The sequence below is a fragment of the Streptomyces sp. NPDC008238 genome, assembly GCF_042956445.1.
Taxonomy (GTDB): domain Bacteria; phylum Actinomycetota; class Actinomycetes; order Streptomycetales; family Streptomycetaceae; genus Actinacidiphila.
Window position 1 is genome coordinate 1 of record NZ_JBIBGK010000070.1, and the last position, 3,867, is coordinate 3,867.

Annotated in this window: 2 protein-coding genes and 1 pseudogene; all 3 read right to left on the minus strand. The window is 65.6% G+C overall.

Annotation, left to right across the window (positions count from 1 at the left end):
- Positions 1-80: 80 nt before the first annotated feature.
- Positions 81-164 (minus strand): annotated as a pseudogene (locus ACFZAU_RS41715) (CDP-diacylglycerol--serine O-phosphatidyltransferase); the annotation flags it as partial.
- A gap of 28 nt (positions 165-192) precedes the next feature.
- Positions 193-2,679, minus strand: a complete 2,487-nt coding sequence (locus ACFZAU_RS41720) for a SpoIIE family protein phosphatase (protein ID WP_500556590.1) — start codon at positions 2,677-2,679, stop codon at positions 193-195.
- Between the two features lie 335 nt (positions 2,680-3,014).
- On the minus strand, positions 3,015-3,867 hold an 853-nt coding region (locus ACFZAU_RS41725), incomplete at its 5' end, for a PP2C family protein-serine/threonine phosphatase (RefSeq protein WP_500556591.1).

The window sequence follows — 3,867 nt, forward strand, 5'->3', positions numbered from 1 at the left end:
CGACCTCCCGGCCTGACCGGGCGAACGCCAGGGGCCCCGAGCCTTCCCGGCTCGGGGCCCCTGGCACGTACCTCGTACGGCTACGGAAGCTGCGCTGTACGCGCCTCACGGCGGTTGTTGCGGATCGTGTTGACCCGGCGGGTCGTCGCGAACAGCGGGATGACACGAGTCGCAAGAGGGGTTGGGGACGCATCAAATGTGGGTCGGGGGGTCGCCAGCGGTCAGCTGTGGTGTCTGCAACGTGTGGTCGATCACGAGGCGGGGGCTCGAAGGCTGTGACGGTGAGGAGACCAGATCTGCTTCGGCCCAGACGACCTTGCCGCCCGCAGTGAGACGGGAGCCCCACCTGCGGGCAATGTGGGTGACCAGGGAAAGTCCGCGGCTGTTCGTCTGGTTGGTGCGCGCGCGACGCAACCCGGGGAGGCAGTCGTCGGAGGAAGAAACCTCGCAGGTCAAGAAGCGGTGTCGGATGAGGCGCAGACCGATGGGGCCTGTACCGTGCCGGAGGGCATCGGCCACCAGTTCGCCGACGATCAGCTTGATCGGGTCCTGAAGCGTGTCCAGTCCCCATGCACCAAGTTGGTGGGCTGCCAGGTGTTCCGCCATGCGGGCGGCGGTGTGGTCACTGGGTAGTGTCCAGGTTGCGACATCGTCCCGGCTGAGCGCGTGTGTTCGGACCAGGAGCAGGGTGGTGTCGTCTTGAGGTGCCTGCGCCAGGAAAGAGGCGTTCGTAGCGCGGGTGCAGAGCTCCTCCAGTGATAGATCTGGTTGCGCGAGGGCTGTACCCAGGCGGCGCATGCCTTCTTCGATGTCGTGGTCGCGGGTCTCGATCAGGCCGTCGGTGTAGAGGGCGATGATGCTTCCCTCAGGGAGCTCTAGCTCGGCGGCTTCGAAGGAGGTGCCCATGCCGATGCCGAGAGGGGCTGCAGCGGGGAGATCGGGGAAGGTGACCCGGCCCTGCGGGTCGACGATTACTGGCGGGGGATGTCCGGCCCGGGCCATGGTGCATCGGCGGGTGACTGGGTCGTAGACGGCGTACAAGCAAGTGGCTCCCACGACCGCGGGGACGCTGTCCGCCATATCCACGTCTTCTTCGGCCAGGCGCTGGACTGTGTCGTCGAGCTGGGCCAGCAGTTCGTCGGGAGGCAGCTCCATGCCGGAGAGCGTACGTACGGCGGTGCGGAGCCAGCCCATGCCTGCCGCAGCGTTGATGCCGTGCCCGACCACATCACCAACGACAAGGGCGACGCGGGCGCCGGACAGCGGGATCACGTCGAACCAGTCGCCGCCCACCACATGGTCCGTATCGGCCGGCAGGTAACGCGAGGCCGTCTCGATAGCCGTGCCGAATCTAGGGCCTTGAGGCAGCAGATTGCGCTGCAGAGCGAGGGCCGCCGTGTGCTTGCGAGCGTACTGGCGCGCATTGTCCAGCGACAGTACAGCCCGGCTGACCAGTTCTTCGGCCAGCAGCAGATCGCTCTCCTGGAACGGCGTTGGGTCTTGCGTGCGGATGAACAACGCCGTACCCAGGAAGGTACCTCGCGTACGGATGGGCACGAGCATCAAGGAGTGAATGCCGTTTTCTTGGATCTTTTGCGCGCGTGCCGGGTCGACCCAGTTCCCGGCAGTAGCGTTCAAGACCGGCTCGAGGTAAGCCTTCCCGGTGCGCAGCACGTGGGCGAAGGGGGAGGTGGGCGACACGTGGACTGCTTCGCCACGGCGCCATGGGGATTCAGGGACTCCTTGGCGGATCGAGGCCAGGCCTGTACGCCGGAGAATGGGTAGGCGCTTGCCTGTCGGCCCGATGCGGACCGGCGGTCCCTCACCGAATGGAATCGACTGTTCCAGGTCGAGGGCGACGTAGTCGGCGAGCAGGGGCACGGCGAGGTCGGCCAGTTCCTGACTGGTCTGCATGACGTCCAGGGTGCTGCCAAGGCGGGTACTGGCCTCGCTCAAGATGGCCAGGCGTTCGCGTGCACGACGGCTCTCGGTGACGTCGACGCTGATGGTGCAGATCCCCATGGCCTGGCCGTCGGCGTCCCGGAGGCAGAAGAACGAGGCCGCGAGGATGTGCTCGCGGCGCGGGCCGACGGGAACCCACGGCCGGTACTCCTGGACTCTGGTGTTGCCGCTTTGCAGGACTTGCCGCATCACCGTCTCAATTGTTTCGGCCTGGAGGCCAGGCTGTATATCGGTGAGGCTACGTCCAAGTCTCTGCTCACGGGAGATGCCATCATGGCTCTCCATAGTGTCGTTCACCCAGGTGCACCGCAGTTGCCGGTCACGGACGACGATGCCGATCGGGGTGCGGGTCAGGAGCGACTCCCGCATCGACCCACTGGTCGCGGTCGTGCCGATGTCGGTCACGGACACAAGCCACCGGACGGTGCCGTCCTGCCCCCGCAGCATGGAAACTCGCCGGCTGACGTTGAGCATGTGGCCGTCACTGCTACGCACCGGGGTCGTGCCTGACCATCCGTTGTGGCTACGGCAACGCTCGACGTAGGCGGAGATCGTCGGTGCCTCCTTGGAGGGTGGCACGATGACTGCCGCAGAGCGACCTACTATTTCTGCTGGCGCATATCCGACAAGTCGCCTGGCGGCCTGCGTCCAGGCGATAACCGTCCCTTGATCGTCAAGCATCGCGATCGCGTAGTCAGGGATCTCATTCGTGTTCATGGGCCTACTACTGCATAACTGAAGCACTGGTCTTGGTCATCGATCTCTCGCCTCCGAACAGAGCCTCGCATCCTGACGAGAGGTGGACATTCGTCGGGCCATTCGATGGCCACCATTTCGTCGACCGGGTGGTGTACAGCCCCGTGACAGCGTTGCCCCTGATGAGCTTGATTGCGACATGAATCACTGGAGTCTCGTGCGACGTACAGGTTCTGCTCGCTGACTGAGAAGCATGGCCACTGTCTCGCTTCACTGAGTGACCAGCCCATCTCGGAGAGACACAGGGCGAAGGCCTGCAAGTGGCGAACCGTCCGTAGTCTGCACGGGCCAAACCTCTAGCGAGCTGTGCCGACCCCGATGAGCAGCAAGGCGATGTCGTCGGTTCGGGGCGCGGTGCGCCGTGCCTTGTCGATCAGGGCCGTGGCGAGGCGATCCATGGGTTCCATCGCGGCCTGGGCGACCTGGGAGGCCAGCTCAGCCATGGCGTCGTCCAGATCCGTTCCGGGAGTCTCGACAAGTCCGTCGGTGTACAAGACCAGGATGGTGCCAGGCGCCAGCGGGATTTCGATGGAGGTGTAGTCCGCGTCGGGGGCGATGCCCAGGAGCAGGCCGGCCGGTAGCCGAAGAACCTCGGTGCGGCCGTCCGGATGGCGCAGGACTGGCGGGGGATGGCCTGCCGTGGCCAGCATAGCCCGGTGGTCTGCGAGTTCGAGGCGGACGTACAGACAGCTGACGAAGCGGCCCGGCTCCATCGCGCACAGTTGGCGGTTGGCCTGCGCCAGTACATCCGCGGGCGTCGCTCCGCTTGCGGCATGGGAGCGGAGGGCAGGGCGGATCCTGCCCATGAGTGCCGCCGCCGCGACGTTGTGGCCCTGGACATCGCCGATGCCTGCAGCAGCGGTGGTGTCGCCCACCCGGACCAAGTCGTAGAAGTCGCCGCCGATGTCCATGCCGCGGACGCTCGGCAGGTAACGGGCTGCTGCATCGAGGCCGGGAAAACGAGGAAGGGAGTCGGGTAGCAACGTCGCCTGTAGAGTCTGCGCGAGTTCCTTGCTGGTGTCGTACAGGCGGGCACGTTCCAGCGCCTGCGCAATGAGCCTTTCCCGGTAATGGATCATGACGCTGCGTGATCGTTTAGACGGTTCGGTCGTACTCGAGCTGGAGCAGGATGAGGGCCGCAGCGGCGAT

What these genes read in the sequence shown, in the direction of transcription:
- ACFZAU_RS41720 (WP_500556590.1), bottom strand. Translation starts at nt 2,679, where the DNA reads ATGAACACGAATGAGATCCCTGACTACGCGATCGCGATGCTTGACGAT.